This is a genomic window from Shewanella sp. AS16, assembly GCF_021412365.1.
Classification (GTDB): domain Bacteria; phylum Pseudomonadota; class Gammaproteobacteria; order Enterobacterales; family Shewanellaceae; genus Shewanella; species Shewanella salipaludis.
In genome coordinates this window covers 1-312 of the sequence record NZ_JAKCLK010000150.1, presented here as the reverse complement: position 1 = coordinate 312, position 312 = coordinate 1, and the positions used below count along the sequence as shown (strand labels likewise).

The following is a 312-nucleotide window of genomic DNA, read 5'->3' as shown; positions in this document are numbered from 1 at the left end:
CATTTCAGCCACTCGCGCGGGAATTTCCGCTTCCGGGATATGAAACAGACGAGCATGTAACTCCAGGTTTTGCCGCACGGTGAGTTCGTTATAGAGCGAAAACGCCTGCGACATATAGCCCACCCGGCGACGAGAATCGATATCTTTTGGATCAACCGGTTGCCCGAACAGCCACGCCTCACCTTCGCTGGCGGGCAGCAATCCGGTAAGCATTTTCATGGTGGTGGATTTACCACAGCCGTTCGAACCAAGAAAACCAAAAATCTCCCCGCGTGGAATGCGGAAATTGACGTGATCAACGGCAACGAAGGA

Annotated in this window: 1 protein-coding gene; it reads right to left on the bottom strand. The window is 53.2% G+C overall.

Going from position 1 to position 312, the window contains the following annotated elements:
- The coding region (locus tag LZP73_RS19745; protein ID WP_234236611.1) for an ATP-binding cassette domain-containing protein at nt 1-312 on the bottom strand (312 nt) is incomplete at both ends.